This window comes from Paenibacillus arenosi, from assembly GCF_014841135.1.
GTDB classification, from domain to species: Bacteria; Bacillota; Bacilli; order Paenibacillales; family Paenibacillaceae; genus Paenibacillus_B; species Paenibacillus_B arenosi.
Map to the genome: position 1 here is coordinate 1 of NZ_JACYTN010000031.1, position 22,506 is coordinate 22,506.

Genomic DNA, 22,506 nt, shown 5'->3' on the forward strand with positions numbered 1-22,506 from the left:
GACAAATGGACGACAGGGAAAAAGTACGTAGATCTCAATGCGTACCATACTTGGCGACGTCCTCAAACCAAATAGTAACCATTTTGACGACGAGGAATTTACACATAAATATGGACTTGACCCATTTTCTACTCGATTAGGACAAATGTGCAGTTATTTTCCTCAATTAGGCGCTCAACAGGGAAAAGGAGCCAAAATAACTGCATTTTTGCCGATAATGACCCAGAAATGCACATTTACAGATAAAATAACTGCATAATTGTCCAAAATTCAAATCTGGACTGGTCACTCATATCGTCGAGTTCTGCCTAGTTTCCACCATTAGATAATAGACTGTCATTTCACTTTTTTCATATAGAAATGAATCGTTAACGGCACAAATAGAAGAAGCAATAACAGACATACCCCAACTCCAGCTGCAATATCGCCGGTCGAAGCAGTACCGTGCATCAATCCCCTTGCTGTCGTCGCCGCAATACTAATCGGATTCAGCTCGACAATAACGCCCATCCAATCCGGCATCGTATCCGAATCTACTAAAATATTGCTCGCAAACAGCAGCGGATACATCAGCATCATACTCGTGCCGGATACCGTTTCAGGCTTCTTGACCAACACGCCCATCATCGAGAAAATCCAACTTACACTAAAGGCAAAACAAACAATAAACAGCAACGCCATCATTGCGCCTAACGCGCCCCCCTCTGGTCGAAACCCCAACAGCATCCCCACTCCAAAGGAAACAAGTGCAGCGCTCGTATATCTTAAACTGTCCATCACGACAGAACCTATCATCGTAGCTGGCTGCCAGAAAGGCATGGTGCGGAATCGATTGTAGACTCCTTTCACAATATCCTGGCATAACGTTGTTCCACTATAAACCGTCATTGGGAGTATCGTTAGCAGAAGAAAGCCTGGCAAAAAATATTGGAGATACTCGGTCGTAGAGCCTGCAATCGCTCCTCCAAACAAATAAGTAAAGATGAACAGAGTGAGAACTGGAGACAGAACCACATCCATCCCATAGGCAAACAAATTGTTGCTCGTGTGCTTCCACGTTCTCCATACAAAGATGCGAACGGCTGTAACCGCATTAGGGCTTGCTAAACTCTTCGATTCCCGTGAAAACAGAGAATGGTCTGGAGCGGTTGGTGGCAACGCGTTTGTTTTGTTCATGAAGCAGCCTCCTTGCTTGAGGATTGAAGCAAAGTTAGAAATACCTCATCCATACTCGGATCACTAAGCGAAAAATGAGCAATCTGCATATCATTGTCTAGTAGAAGCTGAATGATTTGATTCGCACGTCTCGCCTCTGTAACGGGTATTTTAAATAACAAAGGATCTGTATCTTGAAGCAAGGTAAGATGATGGCTAGCAAGCAATTGTTCGATATCGATAGCATTCACCTGATACGGATTCTGCAGTTGAATTGACAACGTCTTACCTCCAGTAGAGGCCTTCAACTGACTTGGTGTACCTTCGGCCACAATACTTCCTTTATCGATAATAACAACCCGATCTGCCAGTTGATCCGCTTCTTCTAAATACTGTGTCGTTAAGAGCACCGTCGTTCCCCGCTTCAGCAGCATTCGTACGACATCCCATACTTGCATGCGACTTTGCAGATCTAGCCCTGTTGTAGGCTCATCTAGAAAAATGATTTCCGGTTGGTTGATTACACTCGCTAGAATATCCAATCGTCTCCGCATGCCGCCTGAGTAGGTTTGTACGATTCTATCTTTCGCATCTGATAGCCCGAAAGATTCTATCAACTCATCTGCTAATGCACATGCATCTTTAGACGAATAGCCATACAACCGCGCAATCATAACGATGTTCTGATGCCCCGTCAGCCCCTCATCAAGTGCCGCAAACTGCCCCGTCAAGCTTATGTTCTGGCGTACTTCATGCGCTTGTATCGCAGCATCGTATCCTGCAATGAGAGCCTTGCCTCCGTCAGGCTTTATAAGTGTACTGAGCATATTCACAATCGTCGTTTTCCCCGCTCCATTTGGACCAAGCAGAGCCAACAACTCGCCTTTTTCAACTTGCAATTCTATGCCTTTAACGACTTCAACGCCGTTGTATGCCTTCCTCAGCCCGTTCACCTCGATAGCAAGTGACATGTCCGCCCACCTCCCCTTTGTAATTGACCAATCAAACCTTATTTCCCCATTAAACTGCCGACTGCCTTAAACATTCGAACAAGCAAATAACGGCTGCGTTATCGAACCGTTCGAGGCATGCCTCAACTCGCTTTAGCCTTCGAATATCTTGGTTCTAGCTTTTATCCTTTATACAAAACGATCTTTATGTTCAGTTGCCCACTCTGCAAACGTCTTGCCGCGTCGCCCAACAACATGCTCCACAGTTGGCAATACCGTATATCCAACTTCAGGTGGATTTTTGCCCATCTCTACAAAGAAATCGATATCGCCTTCTTCATAGCCTTGCTCTCTCCAACGATCACGAGCTTGCTCTTCCGTTAGCTCTATAAATTGAATTTCCTTACCAATCACTTCACTAATTACTTGCACCGCTTCGATACGAGTAAGCACTTCTGGGCCCGTAATAAAATAGCTTTGCTTATGGTGACCGTCATCTAATAAGGCTGCGACAGCTACACTTGCAATATCCGCTTCATGCACTCTGGAGCTCGGTACATTACCGAATGGCTCACGTACAACGCCTTCCGTGCGAATGGAGTCTGTCCAGTCGATTAGTGTATTCGCCATCACTTCCACTGGCTTAAGGAACGTCCATTCCATGCTGCTGCGTTGAACCGCTTCTTCTACTTCACCTTCATAACCTACTAATACCGTTACTCGGCGCACACCAGCTTGCTCCGCCATTTCGATCAGGGCAGGATTCATTTGCAAATAACCATCTGCACTCAAGCTCGACGTAATGACGTGTAGCCCCGTAACACCTTCCAATGCAGCTTGCAGCGTCTCAGGTGCATTCAGATCGCCTGCTACTACCTCTACACCTGCAGGGAGATTCGCTTTCTCTGGGTTGCGCGACAAGGCGCGCACTGGTTCACCTTTTTCTACTAACTGACTCACAATATGTCTTCCCACTGTACCTGTAGCACCTGTCACTAAAATTGTCATTATAAATTCCTCCCGCTTAAATCGTTTTTGTGTTGTCTCATATTCCATCGTTCATTTCAATCATCCATTCGCCGCACGATCAACTAGCAATAGACGAAGACTATGTTCCTGACAAATTAATTTTTCCTTACTTTTCATAACGTTGTTGAATCTTTTTAATCTCTTCCAGTAGCTCGATTTTCAAATCTTCAGGTGATAGGATTTCAACTTTGGAGCCATAGCTGAGAATGACAGAGATTGCATACTCTCTTAGGTAAAATTCCTTATGGACATCGATGTGCGTACCAAGATGAATGCAGTCGTCTCGAAACTGTTCGGTTACACGCGGCTGAGCGGATAAATCGAATCGTAAATGCGCCACTGTTCCCCGAACTTCTTCCACATCAGGGGAATCAACCAATTCCCTCGGTTGGAACATCACATCCGTGACCTCTACTTGTTCCATTCGCGACACTCGGAACAATCGCTTCGCCTGGCGACTGAGGCAATAACCTTCCAGATACCAGTACCCACGCTCCCAATACAAATGAACGGGTTCCAATTGTCTGTTCGTACTTTCACCTGTCGCATTCGTATACAAAAAATGAATAATCTTACGCTCATTGACCGCTTGGTGCAAAGCTTGAATGATTTCTTTCTCACCTTCTGAGGCGTTTAACGCGAAGATCAGCTTTTCATGCTCGCCTTGACTAAGCAGCGCAGGCTGTAAGCTGCCCAGCTTGTTCACTAAGGAGGTGATTTGATCTCCGAATGCCCCCTCCATGCCCTTTAAGAGGTTATAAATGACCGCAAAGTCCTGCATCGAAAAATGCTGCTTCGTTAAAAAGAAACCTTCCATTAACTCGAAGCCGCCATCTGTGCCCGCAAATGAAACAACAGGGATACCTGATTGATTAATAAGCTCTATATCCCGATAAATCGTGCGAATCGATACCTCAAACCGAGCAGATAGCTCGGTTGCGGTTACTCTTTTCTTTGACATTAGCTCCATCGTAATGCCAAGCAATCGATCCAGTCTCATGAACCTCTCTCCTCATCACCGCCATCCTCACACCTGATAATGGCATCATAATATACGAACCCTGACATCTTGTATGTCAGGATTAAATCACGACTTTTAAAAATGGACAACAAAAATTTAAAAAAGGTTCCCTACCTGCTTACGAACACAGGATTACCCTCTTGGATTAGTTCAGATATGATTAAATTAAATTTGTTTAGCTTACATACCGTAATTCACACATACCCGCGCAACCTTAATTACGGAAATTAACCACCCGAGCTCGAAACACGTATCGCCATTCTTCGAACGACCATCTGTTGTGAAGTTCGTGTATTGGATCTATGATGGTAAATAGAAACGCAAACATCACGAGTTCGTCACCATGTTCTACTCAAGGAGGAATGATGAATGAGTAATCTTACTGCGTTATTTCTTAACAGAATCGGCTATACCAGCACCACTGAGCAAGGCCAACATGAAACGATTACCTTTGAAAAGTTGCCCCGGATCCTCGAGTTAGCATCGACTTCAATCCCTTTCGAGAATTTACGCGTATTAACGAATCGCACAAGAGATATTACGAGAGAGCATTTAATTGAAGATATTCTCATCCATAACGAAGGCGGCATATGTTATGAGCTGAACGCACTGTTTTATTTATTTTTGATCGATAACGGATTCGATGCCGCATTCACAAGAGCCATTATTTACGATAATGAAGCGAAAGAATACATTGCGTGGGGTCGAACACATGTAACGATTCTACTTAAACATGAAGGGCAAACATATCTGGTAGATGCAGGCGTCGGCGGGAATGTGCCATTGAATCCTGTCCCACTGACTGGAGAAACAGTTACGTCTACGAATGGTGAGTTTCGGGTTACAAAAGTTGAACATGAACTCGGCGACTGTGTATATGAAATTAAGTTAAAACATAAAGATACCGATTGGCACATCAATTATATTTTCGATTCTACTATGCTGTTGTCTGACTTAGCTGAATGTACGGAAGTACAGCAAATTGTAGTCGAACATCCCGATTCACATTTTAACAAAGGCCCACTCATTACGAAGTTAACGAGTACAGGCAATGTTACCTTAACAGGCAGTTCCTTTACAAAATGGGAGAATGGAGTCGTTACGAAGGATAAGATCGATGATGAGTCATTCTCGAAATTACTACAAGAGCATTTTGGATTGAAACAATGACTGTCATTGGAACAACCAGCCACCAAGCTATACACGCGCTAGATTCAGGTTCTAGCGGTCGGGATTCTATCGATTCAATCCGCTACACTACCTCACGCAGGCCTCATACACGGAATCATGGCTATACCAGTTTCACGAATTTGAAAAGGGTGGACAATTGTCAACATATAATCACCGTTCATACGAGTGAACACGCAGAGTAAATGCGGTGTAAATGCATCGTTACGCAAAAAACGCTTGGACATCTCCAAGCGTTTTTTATCGATTTCTTATCTGAGATGCATCTTCACTTCTGTATTGCATCTTTTCTGTTATGCATAAAGAGGGAAAAAGGATATCTCGCTGCTCCCCCATTACGCTAACGGTTGTCATAGAGGCTATTCAGCCTATATTTGCTTATTTGAAAATGTAACGGTTTCCACAGCGCTTATTTACTAGATTAAACCTTGAATTGAGCTATTTTGCCGTAAATAAGCTCACTGACGACCATTAGAATTGTACAAGAGCCAATTTCGTCAAAATAACGTCTATGACGACCGTTAGAGAGATCATTTAACGTATTTGCCGATCATTGAGACTGTTGAGATCATCGAAAATATCGAGAGTATCGATCTCCAGAATCGATCTCCCGTTAAACAGCGGCTATATAAAGGCCCCCCTGTCATATAGCAATACAAATGCTGCCCTACGTTCGCTCCTTCCCGCTACGAAATACGTGTCAGCTTGTCAGGATTGCGAACAATATAGATGTTTTGCACTTTCCCTTGTCTCATATCCAAGAAGAACACCGATTGTACAACTCCATTGCTCCGAATGACAATTCCAGTCTGGCCGCTAATGGGTGCCAGCTCCACTGCAAAGCCACCTTCCCCTTCTGCGTTCTGCGGCCAATTTCGCCGAATCCCTAACAAGAAGCGAGCGACGCGATCACTTGTCACGATTGGGTGAATCGCAGCGGTTACTTTACCGCCTCCATCAGATAAGAGCACCGCATCATCAGCAAGCATAGACAATACTTTATCGACTTTGCCGAGCGAGAGTGCAGCAAGAAACTGCTGCACCCATTCTTCTCCGATGCAGCCTTTGCCGATGAGTTCCTCTTCCGAAACGCCCATCTTCCCTCTTGCACGGCTCATCAACTTGCGGCAGTTTAATTCACTCTTGTCAATTAACCCAGCAATAGTAGGATAATCAAACCCCATCGCTTCCCTAAGGACAAATACGGCCCGCTCAGCTGCCGACAATCGCTCAAGAAGCGCTAGAATTGCATAGGAGAGCAGGTCATTGCGAACGACTGCCTCGAAGCTATCATCATCCATCGTCGGGATCGGCTCTGGCAGCCATGGGCCAACATACTGCTCGCGGCGCTTTCTCGCTGAACGAAGCAGATCCAGACAACGGTTCGTAATCATTTTGCACAAATAAGCTTTCGGTTCCTTTAATCGATCGGGGTCGACGCTTTGTACTTTGACGAACACATCTTGAACGACATCTTCCGCATCAGCGGCAGAACCGGTTAATTGGTAGGCAAGACGAAACATTAGGCCCCGATATTGTTCATAAAGCTCAATCATAGGCTGCCTCCTTTGATGAGAACTCAGAACTTGGCACTTAGTACTTAACACTTGATACTTGCTACTTGGTACTTGGCAATTAGAGCTTAAACTTACACCTCGATGAAGCATTGATGAAGCATCAACCGTTCTCACACCATACTGACATAATCCCATAATGTTTTCTTCGTCTTATAAGCTAACTTACCTGTGAGGATTATATCAAGTCCCCATTTATGGGTCCATAATAAGCCACGGTCTGGTCCAAGACCGATCGAGTAAGAATCTAGCACCCTTTTGTGCTGAGGAGCTTGGCGCCCCGTCAAATCTGCAAACATAATTTTCCCTAAACGCTTCGCTTGCGGAATAGCCTCTTTACACGTCATTTGATCCGCCTTGCCGCTCTCCATATCCACAATGTGCGCACAATCACCAACGGCATAAATGCCTGGTGCTGACGGTACCCGATAGCATTCATCTACGATAATTTTACCATCCTTCGTAAGAGGCAGTGACATATGGCGCAAAGCTGGATTTGCGATAAGACCCAGCGCCCAAATCGTTAAACCAACAGGTAGTTTGGCACCGCTGGCCAAAATAAGATGACTATCTACTTCGCGTATCGCTTTCTCGCGGTGATGAACGATAACACCTATTTCAGCCAACGTGCTTTCCAGTTTGCGCGAAGCCTTGGCAGGCCCTTCCTTAAATAGTCGATCCTGAGCATTCAATAAATGCACCTTCACCTTCGCATGATCGATGCCCATGTTGACAGCTTCCGTTCGCATCGCGTGGGCCAGCTCGGCTGCTGTCTCGATTCCCGTTATACCCGCTCCTGCCACCGCTGCAGTTAGTAATCGCTCCTGTTCTTGTTCCCCTGTCACAGCGGCAAGCTTCATATTGGTATACCACTGCTCCCGCATACGCTCTGCGGTATGAATATCGTTTAGCGAAATACCTCCTTGATCCGGTTCCGGCTGACGTGCGACACTGCCAATGGCTACGACGAGCAGATCATAATGAACACGACGATCCTGTCCTTCCGCATCTTTGTACATCAGCCATTTCTTCTCGCTCTCCACATGCTGCAGCGCCCCTTGAACGATCTGCGCATCATCTTGAAGAACCTGTTTCCATGGAATCGTAATCGGCTCATTGGACACAGCCGGACGGAACAACAGTACCTTCCGTACATGATAAGGATGTGGGTCCAATAAAATCAGTCGAAGCTTCCGATCCACTTCTTTTTCCTGAAATGCTTTACGTATCGCCTTTATTGCATGAATCCCAGCGAAACCTCCGCCAACAACAACACAAGTCAATTCTTTCATTCCAATCCTCTCCCTTTTCGTGTTTGACAATAGAACGAGAAAGGGTTCATTTTTGTGACACCTCGTGTTCAAAAGAAATTGGAACATGAATTCCCCCTTACAGCAGTAAATATTACATCGATGCGACTACCGCTGTTATTCATGATTTTTGCGTTCTGCCCTCACAGCAGGGAAAAGGTTTTGGACTGGACATGCTCATACAAATGGTGAGGAGACTGTTGATAGAACAGTGTACAGTCATCCGACTCAGTGTAGTTACTGACAATAAACGTGCATTACAGCTTTACCAGCATGCTGGCTTTACGATTACATCTGAATTCCAATACTATGTTGGGGAGTTGTTGTAGATCGTAGAACCATTACATGACTGCATGATGAACAGATGTATAGATTAATTGATTAATTGATTAATTGAATGATTTAACAAACGAAAAACCACCTGCCATGGAACTTTTTCCATCGTAGGTGGTTTCCTCATTTCAGGCTTTAACATAAGAGATGCCTGCTATTTTTCAAATACAGATTCATTAAACCTTGCCATGCAATAACGAAAGCGTATGCTGCGAATTACTGAACTACTCCTAATTACTCTGCACCAATCTCGATTCTCGTCATTGTAGACTCATATCCTCCGCCATCCGGATACACCCATCTGCCTGAATTGACATTTCCATCAGCACTGAACTCGCCTTTGAAATAAGCAGGAGATCCCTTTTCACCGCCCCAAATCATCAGCGTGTCACCATCTATTTCGTACACATAATCCAACGTATTGCCCATGCTGTCATAGTAACGCGACTTAATGTCCTTGCTCGGCTCCTCGCCAAATGGCTGCACGTGACCGATAATCTCGATCCCTTTCACATCTTGACCGTACTGTTTCAACTGAACATCTTGGATAAGAAAAAATTCGCCTTCCATCCATCTGTAAGTGACGATGCCTTCTACACCACCGCTCACCTTCCAGCTTCCAACTAAGCGATTCAACGATTGCATATCAGGATTTGGTGTTGGCGCTGTATATGCACCTGTCTCCATAAGATTATCTGTCATAAGACGATTCCTCCTTATATTTACGTGAATGAGTAACATTTCGATATAGCTGTTCCCGTTCTGTATCTATGTCTGAACCATCATGTGATCATTGCGAATCGCAAATCCTATTGATGCAGTTGCAAATACTCTTCTAATCGCTCCAACGTATCTGTGTAGCCTTCAATCATACCCATTGCCTCAGCTTCTTCAAGCTGCTTCACACTTGCAAAATGGGTCGTAATTGAAACTTTCGTGCCCTGTTCCGTATCGCTAAACGTAACCGTCGTTAACATATCACTGCCGTCCATAGCATTCCAATTCTCATCTGTCATTGAGTCCACATAGACAAGCTTAGAAAGCTCAACGACTTCGCTATAAACAGCTTGGCAAAATACCGTACCCGTTCCATCATTAGCATCCAAACGATAGCGCCACACACCTTGAGGGCGGACATCCATTTCATACACCGTAGCCGTCCAGTTCCGAGGTCCCCACCAATGCGTAATATGTTCAGGCTTCGTCCAACCTTGCCAAGCAATCGTACGAGGGATAGCTACAAGCCGTTCTACGATAAGTTCCCGCCGCTCATGATTTTTAATAATGGTCGTCTTCCTGTTCATCATATACCTCCACAATGGCAATCGCGTCGTTCATAGACAATCTATGTTCATCTGGCCGTAACACAATGATTTCACGATAAAAGTACTCACGCTGTTCATCATTGTTCTATTCCGTTACTAATCTTCGATTACGCGCTGCTGTCACTGCTCCTCCTTCCTATAAATGTCGAGCATATAGTCTTCGAACTGATCAAGCCGTTCTTCCCATAGCTGGCTAAAGGTATCGAACCAAGCATCCAGCTCCTGAAATGGTCTCGCTTCCAGACTATATATCCGCTGCTGACCCTTATGCTGGACACCTACCAGTCCAGCTTCACCCAAAATTCGCAAATGCCGTGACACTTGCGGTTGACCGATATGAAGCTCTTCTACAATTTCCCCAACCGAATGCGGCCTTTTCTTTAACAACTCTACAATGTTAAATCGGTTGGGCTCTGCGATTGTAAATAACAACATCTGCATTGGTAATGTTTTCATAATTAATATATACACCAAAGTGTATATATGCGTCAACGTATATTTATTGCTTTTTGATTTCTTTCACAATGTGCACCATTTTCATAGGAATCCCTTTCTCTCACAGCCCCCTCCAAATCCTTCACACTTCCGAAATACGAGGTCAATTTGTGCTTCATACTACTGCCACGAGCATGCCCAGCTAAATGTGAAAAAGAGCAGTTCCCTCATCTCAAAAGAGGAACTGCTCATTAATCGCATTCTAACATATACACACCTAAGCTCAGAAAGACAGCTACGCCGTCACATACAACCATTTCAACGCTTCAGGCAAATAGTAAACACCTTTCTCGAAGTTATGCGAGTCACTTTCAAAGATGATCTGCTTCGCTGTATGTGCCGTGAAGCCTTTGCCCAGCAATATTTCATAGACTACCAAGTTGTTAGGCACCATCCACTGCTGCCCATTCGTTCGCCCTGCACCTTCACCATGTCCAACATTCATAAAGAGCCGCTGTCCATGACTGCACGCAGGCAGCTGATCCACCCAATCTACAATGCCTGGGAACCAGAACGAACCCGAGAAGCTACCTATTTTGCCAAATACATCAGGGTAGAGCAATGCCGTATACAGCGAGATGAGTCCGCCAAAAGAGAATCCCATAATTCCCGTATGCTCGCCATCTCGCAATGTTCGATAGCGGCTGTCGATATACGGCTTCAATTCATGAGCCAAATATGCAGCGTATTGCGCCGCCTGACCGCCAAACTTTTTTTCCCCAGACTCAAATACATTGGTAGACACAAATGGTGTATATTCATTGTTCCGATCGAATGGCTTAATGCCGACAAATAGGAATGCTGGCAGCTCTCCGTTAGCAGTAAGGGTACGAATGAGCGAAAGAGAATCACTATCCTCGGGATCAACTAAGTCCCCATTGTCCTGCAAATAAATAACTGGATACCTATCCATACTCTCCTCGTAACCTTCTGGCAAATAAATCGTTAATTCACGGTCACCAAACTTCTCATGTATAATCATCGTCATCGTATCACCACCGACTCCCCTATCCATTTACTTGCTCATAAAATGAAGCACTTGCTCAGTCGCATGCTGAATCGCAAGCGGCCCACCTGTATCAATAGAGACATCCAAAGGAAATACGTTGTCACCTTGCACGGCCTTCAGCGATTTCCATACGTTACTCTTATCCAATTGTGCCAGCTGCGTATCGATATCAGCCAAATAATCAACGATAAAAATAACATCTGGATTCAGCGTCACAACCCCTTCCAACGACACAATTTCCTCTTCCAGCTTGTATTCACCCGGCGCCGTTAACCCAAGACCATTTTGTGCATCATACATATACGACACAGAGTTATCATCAAGTACATAGAAGGTGTTCCCATTGCCAGTTGGACGCAAGAACGTTACGGTTTTGTCCTTATGTACTTGCAGCTTATCCCTCGCTTCTTTCATCAACCCATCCAGCTTCGTAATGTACGTTTCAGCTACGTCTTCTTTCCCTAGTAAAAAGGCGTATTCACGGAGCGTTTTCTTCCAATCCCATTCCGTGTTATCCATCATCACAACCGTTGAAATTTTATTCAAATCCTCGAACACATCATTATGTGTTCCTGCAAAGGCTACAATAAGATCAGGATCAAGCTCGATCATCAACTCCAAGTTCGGTGTTCTTACTTGACCGATATCTGCTACCTTGGTCTGCCCGACATACGGCTTTAACGTCTCGAACTTGGCAAGGATACTTTCTGATAAGGGGGATGCTATCGGCGGCGTACCTAAGGCAAAGAAATATTCCATCATCGCGAAATGCCCTGTAACCACACGCTCCGGCTGCTTCTCAATGACTACCTCTTTCCCCGTTCCATCTTTATACGTTCTAGGCCACTTAGCAGATTGCTCAGTCGGACTTGATTCCCCATTCGTTGGCTTGTTCACAACCTCCGACGTCCCTGCTGATTGAGTCGCACTCGTTCCAACGCTCGCTCCTGAACAGGCACCAAGCATGAAAGTCAGTCCCAGCATCACCATTGCCAATCTACTTTTTGCAGCCAACCTCAACATTTCTGCATTCTCTCCTTCAGTCACCTTTAAATGATAATGATTTTCATTATTATTTGTATTGTAGCTGCTCCTGCTTCGATCAACAATGGGGAATGCTATCGGATTTTTGTAACGATCTAATCTTTTATCCATGTTCTTCACATACGATTTGAATTGACCAGGCGTTAATCCAGTATGTTTCTTAAACGACTTTGTAAAATAAGAAATGTCCGTGTAGCCTACTGCTGCTGCCACCTCTTGCAGCGCCGCATCTGTCTTACTCAGCCATTCCTGTGCCTTATCGATCCGTACACCAATTAAATACTCAATCGGACTACGTCCAACACGCTGTTTGAATTGCTTCGACAAGTGTGGAACGCTGTAATTTAATGCCTCTGCTATTTCTTCCAAGGTAATGGCTCTTGCAAAATGTTGATGAATATAGGCCTTTGCCCCTTCTACAATATCAGGTTTGGCGAGTTGATCTTGCCAATCTTGAAGCTGCCGCAATACCTCGACTGTCCACGCATAGTACTGTGATTGGACGCTCAGAAGACGAGTCGCTTCCTCCCCTTTCGCTTGCCATACGCGCTGGAGCTGTTCCATTCTCTCCAGAAGCACTAATGGATTACGAGGTTCAAAGGCAAAGACCAACTCATTGCCCTCCCTCTCAAAATGAGCTTGTACATTAGGCTTATAGTAGATTAAGTAACATTCAAGCTCATACTCCACTTTATCTATTTGAAGAATATGCCCTTTATCCCCATGCATAAGAAAGAATCCGTTCATTGTCGAATGTCTCCCGTTCACATGCAAGTGAGCAGAGCCTCTCACGCTAAGAAAAAACATCATAGAAGGCAGCTTGTATGATCGTATACACTCCCCAGGAGCCAACGTAAGATGACGTATATCTACTACGTTTGGCGTACTATGACTCCATAGTGCCGCATACTCGTTTACCATCATCACTCATACCTCCTTATTTAGAAAATAAAAGCTCTAATCGTCCGACATCGTGAAACGAGGCTGCCTTCATCACGTACGAATCACGCGAGTAAGACAGCCATTCATCACATTTTGCAAACTCACTGTATTAGGTTCGTCCTATCCGCGCTATACCTTAGTACGTGCCATCAAGTAGAGGAAGTAAGGCGCTCCAATGACAGCCGTAATGATTCCCGTAGGAATTTCCACTGGTGCAAACAGCGATCTCCCTAGCGTGTCTGCCACGACAATAAGCAGCCCACCAGTCAATGCCGATACAGGCAGCAGAAATTGATGTCTGGGACCTACTAACCGACGAGCAAGATGCGGTCCTATGAGTCCTACAAAACCGATTCCACCGCTAACGGCTACACAGGACGCAGCTAAGGCGACGCCTGCCGCAAGCAGCTTAAGCTGTTCTCGTGACACATCAATACCTAACCCTAAGGATGGTTCATAGCCTAAGTTCAAAATATTCATCGTTTGCGCCTTCATAAATACATATGGGAGCAGAACGAGCAGCCACGGAAGCAAGGCCCATACATGCTTCCAATCCGTCCCCCAAATACTCCCTGCCATCCATGTCGCTAAAAATTGAAATTTATCGGGAGCGAGTCGCACCGTCAACACAATCATCGCAGCACTTATTCCAGCCGCCACAGCGATACCTGTCAGCAGCAGACGAGTAGGTGATAGTCCTTTATAACGTTTATAGGCCAACACATAAATAAGAACAGCCGTTAAGCCCGCACCGATAAAGGCAAGCACAGGCAGCACAAAAATTGGAGCCGCGGCAGTCGTTGGAAAAAACGTTAGGAATAACATAATCGCTAATCCTGCACCTGCATGAATGCCCAAAATACCGGGGTCTGCTAACGCATTGCGTGAAACCCCTTGCATAATACAGCCGGAGACAGCAAGACCCGCTCCTATCCATACAGAGATAATAATTCGAGGCAAACGAAATTCAAATAAAATAAGCTCCTGCTTGGCTGATCCGTAGCCGAACAAAGTAGATAACACCTCAAGCGGCGACAAACGTGCGTATCCTGTATTCATGCTTACAACAAGTACAATAAAAATGAGCATCGTCAAAATGCCCATAATCATCATACTACGATTCCTTCTCTGTCTATCCAAACTTTCCATGGTGACTTTCAACAGTTCCATCTACAGCTCCCTCCATTCTTTACGAGCTAAATAGAGGAAGAACGGTACACCGATGAGCGCGATAATCGAGCCGACAGGCGTTTCGGCTGGAGGATTGACCATTCTCGCAGCTAGATCAGCAAACACAACTAGCAAGCTCCCGAGCACAGCAGAACAAGGGATAATCCAGCGATAATCAACCCCGACCAATTTGCGGGTCAAATGTGGAATCATAAGCCCTACAAAGCCAACTGCACCTACAATCGAGACAGCTGCGCCTGCAAGAATAAGTACAACGACCGCACATAGCCCTTTTACAAGTCCAATGCGCAGCCCTAATCCCCTTGCAACTTCATCGCCCATACTAAGCATCGTAACCGAACGAGATAACGCTACGGACATAACGAACGCCACTGCTATCCACGGAAACATCACTTCCAACTGAGCCCATGTCGTTCCGGCAAGCGCTCCGGCATACCAAAAGGCCAACTCTTGACCGATATCAAAATACAACGCAATTCCCTCACTTAACGCCCCCAATAAGGCGGTTAACGCAGCTCCAGCAAGCACCAAGCGGAGTGGAGTAAGACCTCCCCTTGCCATGGCTCCAATTCCGTACACCAGGCCTGCTCCTAGGCCAGCACCAAGAAAGGAATAGAGAATGACATACATGAACGGCAGCTGTGGAAAAAAGGCGAAGCAAAGCGCCAAAGCAAATCCCGCTCCAGCATTTATGCCCAGCAAACCTGAATCTGCCAACGGATTGCGTGTCATGCCCTGCATAACGGCCCCAGCCACAGCAAAAGAGGCCCCTACCATCGCACCTCCAAGCACACGCGGCAGCCTAAGCTCCTGAATAATATGATGATTCGCCACCTTCGGATTAAAGTGAAAGATGGCATCCCATATATCCGAAAAATGTATATCTCTAGCACCAAATGATACCGCGATAACAAGCCCGATTGCTATCAATATCGGACCACCAACTAAAATTGCAGTAGCAGTCCATGGACGACTCCTATGTATCGGCTTCACTGACAATTCACGTAATTCATTTTGAACACTCGTTTGTTCGACTGACGCCATGCTGCCTCCCTCAATAGTAACGAGATTTCATTTTATAGATGATGGATCATTACTCGCTTAATCGTTGCTCATTAATTATTGAATTGTTGATAATAATTATCATTATCATATATGGATTCTGCAAAGTCCAGCTTACACGAAGCTATTTTTTATATGAATAGCTACTATGCAGCCATCACGTATCACGATAATAAGGATCTGACTTTAAAACAATAGACATATCGATTGTCTTTCTTGTATTTTTCTATGATCGTTAGAAGATATTTCTGTTCCTCACCAACGTTATAGGTCAGCTCTATTACACAAATAGATTCTATATATTTAACGGATAAACAAACTTAAACTATGATAGGGTCAGAAACGTGGAGGTGGACGTATGAATGAACATGGACAACATAAAGTGAAGTCTCAGTTCGATGAAGCTGCTCAACAGTATGATCAGCAACGAAAAATGCTTATCCCCTGCTTTGACGACTTTTACCGTATATCCGTATCGCTTGCAAGTTCAGCAACAAGTTCTCCGATCCTATTAGACCTAGGCGCCGGAACCGGCTTGTTCTCGTCACTAATGATGCAAAAGTATCCCGACGCTAATCTCACCCTTATCGACTTGTCTGAGAAAATGCTAGATATCGCAAAGGTAAGATTCAAAGGATCAACCAACGTCACTTACATCGTGGATGATTATACGAACTTCATTTCACCTGAGAAATATGACATTATCATTTCAAGCCTATCGATACACCATTTAACAGATGCCGATAAACAAACTTTATATAAAAATATATATTTACATTTGAAGCCGAGCGGTATATTTATTAACGCTGATTAAGTTCTAGGGCATACTCCGTTTATTCAATCTCTTTATACAACCGACTGGAATGAAAAAGTGGAAGCGAGCGGATTATCCAGACAAGAGATGGATGCTGCATATGAAAGAACGAAACTCGATAAAATGTCCCCGCTGCAAACACAGCTCGATTGGCTGCAAAAAATCGGGTTTTCAGAAGTAGATTGTGTGTATAAATATTTTAACTTCGTTGTTTTGTTTGCTAGAAAATAAACACCTCACATATGGAAATTATCTTTCATCGTAAACACGCCACACTGAACCAAATAAGAAAAAGCAGCCTGCAATTAGGCTGCTTTGAATGAACACGATAAGCTGCGAATGCTTGACTCGTTTTTATCTAGTTAACGATAGCTCAATCCAAAATCTCTCGGATACTCTTTGCTTAAAGTTACAGGTAGTTTCCCTTTAGGGTTCGTACCGAAAATGACTTCGATAGATGCGTTCCAAGAAATCGGAACAGGAGTAGTCCAATACCAAGTATCTGCCGCATAAGCCGCTATATAAGCCTTCGCATTTGGCAAACTTACGATATCGCTAGGGTTGCCGAGAGCAACCGTTACTACAGGCTTACCAGTCGCGATTAACTGGTTTACAAGATCAATTTGTCCTTTTGGAATTTTGCGATCTGACTGTGTAAACACAATGATACGATCTACTAGCTTCGCCTTTGCAAGAGCGCCTTGAATGGCTTCTTCCGTGGCATCCAATGGCTCTCCCATAGCTGGTGCCGCCTGATAGGCCAATACTTCACCTTTGCTTACGGCCCTAACCATCTTTGCGATCCGCTCCGCATAGGCCATACTTACGACAAGTGTTTTCTCATCAGATCTAGGATTAAACGGCAGCACACTGTCATTTTTGAGCAATGTAATTGAGTCCAAAGCCATCTGGTAGGAACGATTCCAATGATCTTCATTACCTACTATTTTTACAGCTTGATTCACGTCAACATAACGGTTGTCGAACGTCTTCATCTTTAATTTGTAAGTAATAATCCGTGTTACCGCATCATCCACACGGCTCTTTTCTATTTTCCCAGCTTGAAGTGCGCTATATAGAGCATCCAGCGTCTCGATTTGATCTGCTGCAGAGCCATTGGCCATGACAATATCTGCACCTGCATTAATCGCCATAACAGCGGCTTCGCCAGCTCCCCAGTTTTTAGATATCGCGTCCATAACCATCGCATCGGTAATAATCATCCCTTTAAACCCTAGATCTTCACGCAATAATCCGGTTAGAACTTTTTTCGATAACGTTGCTGGTAATGTAGGATCTATCGCTTCAATAATAATGTGGGAGGTCATAATCGATTCGATCCCTTGATCGATAACAGCCTTGAATGGAGGGAGATGCACTTGTCTCAATACATCTTCACTGTAAGATACTTTGGATAACGTTGTATGTGTGTCAAAATCTGTATCCCCGTGTCCAGGGAAATGCTTCGCACTGGATAGGACACCTTCGCTTTGATACCCTTTCAATTGTGCTACAGCCATATCACTAACCATTTGTGTCTGCTCTCCAAATGAACGAACGCCAATAACCGGATTCTCCATATTTGAGTTTACATCTACGACTGGTGAGTAGCTCCATTGAAAACCCATCGCTTTTGCTTCCTTAGCCGTTATGCGAGCTGCTTGTTCCGCATACTCTATACTGCGCGTCGCTCCAATCGCCATCTGTCTAGGTAAAATAATACCGGTAGCAGGAACTCGCTGCGCCGTTCCATTTTCCATATCACCAGAAATAAATAATGGAATACCTAGGCGGGATTGCGATGCCAATGCCTGTAAGTCGTTCGTGAACTTTGCTGTCTCTACTGTATTTCTCATAATGGCAGTTATTAGAGCGCTGCCCACGTTATATTCCTTGATCATCTTCTCAGAGAAGGGATCTGCTTGATTCGTAGGGGTATACATGACGAGCTGGCCGATCTTTTCCTTATCGTTCATAAGAGTGACAATCTTTTTTGCCTTCTCCTCGATTGGCATATTGCTGCCAACAATAGCCTCTACCGTTACATTTTTCACCGTTTCCGACTGATTACCTGCTAGAGGGATAGGGCTAACATTCGGACTAGCACTGCTCACATTCCAGGCGTTCGAAATAACTGCTGTGAATACTAAGAGGCACATCATGATACTAGCGACTTTCTTGTTCATCGTAATCTTCTCCTTATCGCTCATTTAGGTCGCCATACATACTGCTGCTGTCTGTCATGCTATATGTTGTTGCGATCTGCGAAGTAGACTATCATGAAGAGAAGAGATTTACAATATAATACATCAATTATTTGTTATACTTATCCATGATTTAGGAGATTCATTTCTAGTTATTTTACATTTTCAGAAAATAGAAACACTTCGAACCTATGATTATGAGCTCGTCCTTATATTTTTCGATAGCTACCTACAAGAAGGTGAACAGCCTAGATAAAAAAGTAGCAGCGGCTTGATTTATAGCGAGAGTCGATGCCCTAGAGCCAATGCAATGCGCAGCGTGGCCTAGTAAAGCAAGGCGTAGCAAGGCAGAGCACTGCGAGCAAAGTGCGGCGTGGCCTAGTAAAGCAAGGCAGAGCACAGCGAGCAAAGTCCGGCGTAGCAGAGCAGAGGAAAGCGCGGCGTAGCCAGATACAGCGTAGCAAGGCAAAGCACTGCGAGCAAAGTGCAGCAGGAAAGCGTAGCATAGCAGAGCAAAGCGAGGCAAGGCGTAGCCAGCCAGATACAGCGTAGCAAGGTAAAGATGCGCTAACGATTGCCACGGAGGCTATTCCGTGATTATCCATGGATGTTGAAATGTAACGAGTGTCAGTGAGCTTATTTGTCTGTGTGACCGGTATCAATCGGTATCATTGCTAAAATAAGCCTGACCACAACCGTTAGCACTCTGAAATGAACCATTTTACGAAAATAACGTCCATGGCGCTCGTTAGCGGAATTTGATTGGCTTAGATCCTCCATAGTGCAGTGTAGCCTGAGATATTTTTCGCAAAAAATCGTACATGTTTGGATAATCATCTACAAATTGATCGTTTCTTAAAATACAGTATTCGGAAAACAAAACATCTCGTCCAAATGGACGACCGTACAAGCAGAAATAAGCACCTTTTCATAAACTGAAACATTCCATTTGTTCGGACATGAAAAGGGGGATACGATGGAGAAGACGAGGCGCTTTCACATACCGAAAAGTGTTCTGGGGGAAGCATTCCGACAATCTGAAAAGACGAAAGTTGTAGGCATAGACGGTCAGACCATTGAGGATTTTAAGCAAAATCGAATCAAACTGCTGCATGAATTGTGGATGGAGCTTAACACTGGCAGCTATGTTCCTTCTCCCGTTCGAAGAATCGTAATCCCCAAGAAAAGCGGTGGATGGCGGCCGATGGGCATTCCAACGGTAAAAGATTTTATTGTACAGACACTGTTAAAAAATGAACTTGCCCCTGAATTCGAGCGTCTATTTCATCCCAATTCATATGGCTATAAGCAAAAAAGACCCGCTCGGGACGATGCCGTACGCCTAGCAGGTGAACGTTGTTTGCGATACGATTGGGCACTTGTTATGGATATTAAAAAATTCGGAGAGAACATTAACCATCGGCTGCTTATGGACATGTTGAACACACATATTCGAAGCAAATGGGCATTGTTATACACCCATCGCATGATGATCGCACCTATTCAAATGAAAGACGGAACTATAGTCAAATCAAAAAGAGGACTCGCCCAAGGAAGCAAACTCAATATTTTACTAGGCAATGTGTATTTGCATCATATTTTTGACGAGTGGATGCAGCAGAAACATCCTGACATCCCTTTCGAGCGCTACACGGATGATATCATTTGCCATTGTAAAAATGAAACGAACGCAAAAAATCTGCTCGCCCAACTGCAGCAAAGATTCTCCAGGTACAGGCTTACTCCTCATCCAGAAAAAACGAAAATCGTATATTGCAAAGATGATAGCCGTAAAGGAAACTATGCTCATGTTGATTTCGATTTTCTAGGCACAACTTTCTGTGCGCAGAAAATCAAAACCGGCTCCGGCAGCTACACCGCTCGTTTCGGACCAAAAACAAATGACTACGCTTTACCTGCAATCAGGAGAACGTAGCCGTTACATTTATTTTTAATTCAACTATTTTCCTTACGCTGAGTCTCATCGATTCTTGCCACGCATAGCGCTCCTTCCACATATTCTGCTACCGTTCCTTCCACTTCAACTGTGCTTACCGCTCCTCGCGGTGCCGCTCCCGGCAAGCGGAAATCAGCCACATCTATCGGCAAAATAGCAACCTCCTCTGGATGTTCTAACTGCGGCACCCACTCATAAGGCACACGATAGGCACGATAGACCATATTCGCATTTCGTTGATTTTTATAGGGAGAAATATATTCCCACACGAGTTCATGCTCCCGAGTCACCTCGAAAATTCTACCGTCTGCCCCTTCCGTAATTAGCGTATTACCATTAGGAAGCCGCTGCGCTGAGCTAATATACGGACTATAAAAACGATAAGAATCGAGCGGTGCCTGAAATCCCGCTTCGGTCGGTGTATACTGCCATTCAATCTCTAGCGTTACAGGATTGATTTCTAAAATACGAGAATGATCCCGCCGAGCCACCCTTAATCCGTCCGCTGACTCCGGATTTGGCGCACCATATCCTGCCCAGCCCCCGTTATCAAATACAAGCAGATTCCCTTCACCCGGCAATCCTCTCGGAATAAGATGGGCATGATGCTGTCCGATAATCCAGCCGAGATGCTTCGTTACCTCTGTATCGTAATTCGGCCCCAGCTTCCACACAATCTTGCCAGTTTGCTTGTCTATAATAGCAATAATGTTAGATTCACGAGCATCCCATATAATATTGTCTGGATGAAAACGCTCATCGCCCGCATCGTAGAACTTATTCGGCCCTAAGACGGAAGCGGAATTAATATGCATCCAATCCCCTGCATTTGCACCAAAAAATCTCGTGTTCGGATCACGATACAGTACTTCCTTCGCCTGCTCATCAAAGCCTAGTTCATCGAAATGATCACTGCACGCCCACTCCCAGAGGATATTCCCTTCCCAGTCCACCTCAATAAGCACATCGTCCAACAGCAGCTTATCCGAAATGTTCGGACAAGTTACATTTTTATGGACAAGCAGCAGCGTACGCCCTGAATCTACCTCCGGTTCCTGACCCGGTACATAATAACCGACAGGATTGCCTTCACGTTGGTAATCATGATGCTGGCGTGCCATCCATTGCGGCGGATTGTCTGGATCTTCAATCCATTCATAACGGTCGAACTTCCACACGATATTGCCATCCCAATCAACTTGAACCAGATTTTTCTCATCTTGAAACCCGTATCTAGTATCACGCTGCGCCGTACTTCCTAGCACATAACCACCAGGCAGCAGCTTGTTTGGAAATCCACGCAGCCCTTTCCAAAGATGAACCTCTCGGCCATTCATATCAATCAGGAGCGCTCCCGTATCTGCTGCTTGATACAGTGTGTACCCGCTCCATGCCTGCTCTGGCTTGTACACCGTTGTTCCCGTTGGATAAATCGTAGGGTGTCCCATATCTCATACTCCTTTCATTTGTCAGGAAATAAAAAAGACTCATGCCTCTCTAGCAGCTGGAAAGCTGTAAAAGATACATGAGCCTTTGGTGATCCAATCGGCTGTTGCCTATGTAAAATGTATTGGAATTATATTATCCACATTATTCCGAGTAGTCAAGTTTGAATTGTTTCACTTCACAGTTTACAATGAGTTTGAAGTTCTCCTCTCTTTGTGATCTCGAAAATATCATTAGCAAAAAAGCTTACGTTTGCTAATTAGCTATATAAAATCCAAATGTTTACATATAAATAGATTGAATGTATACTCAAGTGGTATATCGCACAAAAATTTACAATAACAAAGAAGGGATGATTTTTTTGAGAAAAAAAAGGAAGACTATTAACAAGAATCGGAATCCCGGTTGCTTCACTTACGATGGGATTAGTTCTCCCGGTATTTTCCTTAACAGTTTT

Annotated in this window: 19 protein-coding genes; 4 read left to right on the top strand and 15 right to left on the bottom strand. The window is 44.6% G+C overall.

Going from position 1 to position 22,506, the window contains the following annotated elements; genetic code table 11:
- Nucleotides 1–336: 336 nt before the first annotated feature.
- The 4 genes from IFO66_RS21645 to IFO66_RS21660 form a co-directional block, all read right to left on the bottom strand.
- Complete coding sequence (locus tag IFO66_RS21645) at nt 337–1,176, bottom strand: ABC transporter permease (protein ID WP_192027117.1); 840 nt, start codon at nt 1,174–1,176, stop codon at nt 337–339.
- Complete coding sequence (locus IFO66_RS21650; protein WP_192027118.1) at nt 1,173–2,126, bottom strand: ATP-binding cassette domain-containing protein; 954 nt, start codon at nt 2,124–2,126, stop codon at nt 1,173–1,175. Before IFO66_RS21650 ends, IFO66_RS21645 begins: the two co-directional genes overlap by 4 nt.
- 168 nt (nt 2,127–2,294) lie before the next feature.
- Nucleotides 2,295–3,113, bottom strand: a complete 819-nt coding sequence (locus IFO66_RS21655) for an NAD(P)H-binding protein (protein ID WP_192027119.1) — start codon at nt 3,111–3,113, stop codon at nt 2,295–2,297.
- A gap of 127 nt (nt 3,114–3,240) precedes the next feature.
- Nucleotides 3,241–4,134, bottom strand: a complete 894-nt coding sequence (locus IFO66_RS21660) for a helix-turn-helix transcriptional regulator (RefSeq protein WP_192027120.1) — start codon at nt 4,132–4,134, stop codon at nt 3,241–3,243.
- A 390-nt stretch (nt 4,135–4,524) separates the two neighbouring features.
- Here IFO66_RS21660 and IFO66_RS21665 point away from each other — a divergent pair, with 390 nt between their 5' ends.
- Nucleotides 4,525–5,325: an arylamine N-acetyltransferase family protein gene (locus IFO66_RS21665; protein ID WP_192027121.1), complete on the top strand. Its 801-nt coding sequence runs from the start codon at nt 4,525–4,527 to the stop codon at nt 5,323–5,325.
- Nucleotides 5,326–6,029: 704 nt separating this feature from the next.
- Here the strand turns inward: IFO66_RS21665 and sigJ are convergent.
- Nucleotides 6,030–6,899, bottom strand: coding sequence for an RNA polymerase sigma factor SigJ (gene sigJ / locus IFO66_RS21670; RefSeq protein WP_192027122.1), 870 nt, complete (start codon nt 6,897–6,899; stop codon nt 6,030–6,032).
- A 131-nt stretch (nt 6,900–7,030) separates the two neighbouring features.
- The gene (locus tag IFO66_RS21675; protein ID WP_192027123.1) at nt 7,031–8,209 is read right to left on the bottom strand and encodes an NAD(P)/FAD-dependent oxidoreductase; all 1,179 of its coding nucleotides are present in this window, start codon (nt 8,207–8,209) and stop codon (nt 7,031–7,033) included.
- Nucleotides 8,210–8,325: 116 nt separating this feature from the next.
- On the opposite strand from IFO66_RS21675, the gene IFO66_RS24410 reads away from it, so the two are divergent.
- On the top strand, nt 8,326–8,556 hold the full coding sequence (locus IFO66_RS24410) for a GNAT family N-acetyltransferase (RefSeq protein ID WP_420488693.1): 231 nt from the start codon (nt 8,326–8,328) through the stop codon (nt 8,554–8,556).
- A 238-nt stretch (nt 8,557–8,794) separates the two neighbouring features.
- Here IFO66_RS24410 and IFO66_RS21685 read toward each other — a convergent pair whose 3' ends face one another.
- The 7 genes from IFO66_RS21685 to IFO66_RS21715 all read right to left on the bottom strand — a co-directional run bounded on the left by IFO66_RS21685 (nt 8,795) and on the right by IFO66_RS21715 (nt 15,610).
- The gene (locus IFO66_RS21685) at nt 8,795–9,262 is read right to left on the bottom strand and encodes a hypothetical protein (protein WP_225445973.1); all 468 of its coding nucleotides are present in this window, start codon (nt 9,260–9,262) and stop codon (nt 8,795–8,797) included.
- 107 nt (nt 9,263–9,369) lie between these two features.
- Nucleotides 9,370–9,867 carry an SRPBCC domain-containing protein gene (locus tag IFO66_RS21690; RefSeq protein ID WP_225445974.1) on the bottom strand — a complete coding sequence of 166 codons (498 nt, stop codon included), beginning with the start codon at nt 9,865–9,867 and terminating at the stop codon, nt 9,370–9,372.
- A gap of 138 nt (nt 9,868–10,005) precedes the next feature.
- Nucleotides 10,006–10,341, bottom strand: a complete 336-nt coding sequence (locus IFO66_RS21695) for an ArsR/SmtB family transcription factor (RefSeq protein WP_225445975.1) — start codon at nt 10,339–10,341, stop codon at nt 10,006–10,008.
- A 274-nt stretch (nt 10,342–10,615) separates the two neighbouring features.
- Nucleotides 10,616–11,368 (bottom strand): alpha/beta hydrolase, encoded by a 753-nt coding sequence (locus IFO66_RS21700; protein WP_192027124.1) that lies wholly within the window; start codon nt 11,366–11,368, stop codon nt 10,616–10,618.
- Between the two features lie 27 nt (nt 11,369–11,395).
- Nucleotides 11,396–13,357: an AraC family transcriptional regulator gene (locus IFO66_RS21705; RefSeq protein WP_192027125.1), complete on the bottom strand. Its 1,962-nt coding sequence runs from the start codon at nt 13,355–13,357 to the stop codon at nt 11,396–11,398.
- A 147-nt stretch (nt 13,358–13,504) separates the two neighbouring features.
- Complete coding sequence (locus IFO66_RS21710; RefSeq protein ID WP_420488694.1) at nt 13,505–14,524, bottom strand: FecCD family ABC transporter permease; 1,020 nt, start codon at nt 14,522–14,524, stop codon at nt 13,505–13,507.
- Between the two features lie 21 nt (nt 14,525–14,545).
- The gene (locus tag IFO66_RS21715; RefSeq protein ID WP_192027127.1) at nt 14,546–15,610 is read right to left on the bottom strand and encodes a FecCD family ABC transporter permease; all 1,065 of its coding nucleotides are present in this window, start codon (nt 15,608–15,610) and stop codon (nt 14,546–14,548) included.
- A gap of 376 nt (nt 15,611–15,986) precedes the next feature.
- On the opposite strand from IFO66_RS21715, the gene IFO66_RS21720 reads away from it, so the two are divergent.
- A complete protein-coding gene (locus IFO66_RS21720; protein WP_225445976.1) occupies nt 15,987–16,442 on the top strand; it encodes a class I SAM-dependent methyltransferase in 456 nt (151 codons plus the stop codon).
- Between the two features lie 362 nt (nt 16,443–16,804).
- Here the strand turns inward: IFO66_RS21720 and IFO66_RS21725 are convergent, their stop codons facing one another.
- Complete coding sequence (locus tag IFO66_RS21725) at nt 16,805–18,628, bottom strand: glycoside hydrolase family 3 protein (protein WP_192027128.1); 1,824 nt, start codon at nt 18,626–18,628, stop codon at nt 16,805–16,807.
- Nucleotides 18,629–19,622: 994 nt separating this feature from the next.
- Here IFO66_RS21725 and IFO66_RS21730 point away from each other — a divergent pair.
- Nucleotides 19,623–20,582: a reverse transcriptase domain-containing protein gene (locus IFO66_RS21730; protein WP_192027129.1), complete on the top strand. Its 960-nt coding sequence runs from the start codon at nt 19,623–19,625 to the stop codon at nt 20,580–20,582.
- Between the two features lie 20 nt (nt 20,583–20,602).
- Here IFO66_RS21730 and IFO66_RS21735 read toward each other — a convergent pair whose 3' ends face one another.
- On the bottom strand, nt 20,603–22,051 hold the full coding sequence (locus IFO66_RS21735; RefSeq protein ID WP_192027130.1) for an aryl-sulfate sulfotransferase: 1,449 nt from the start codon (nt 22,049–22,051) through the stop codon (nt 20,603–20,605).
- Between the last annotated feature and the right edge of the window lie 455 nt (nt 22,052–22,506).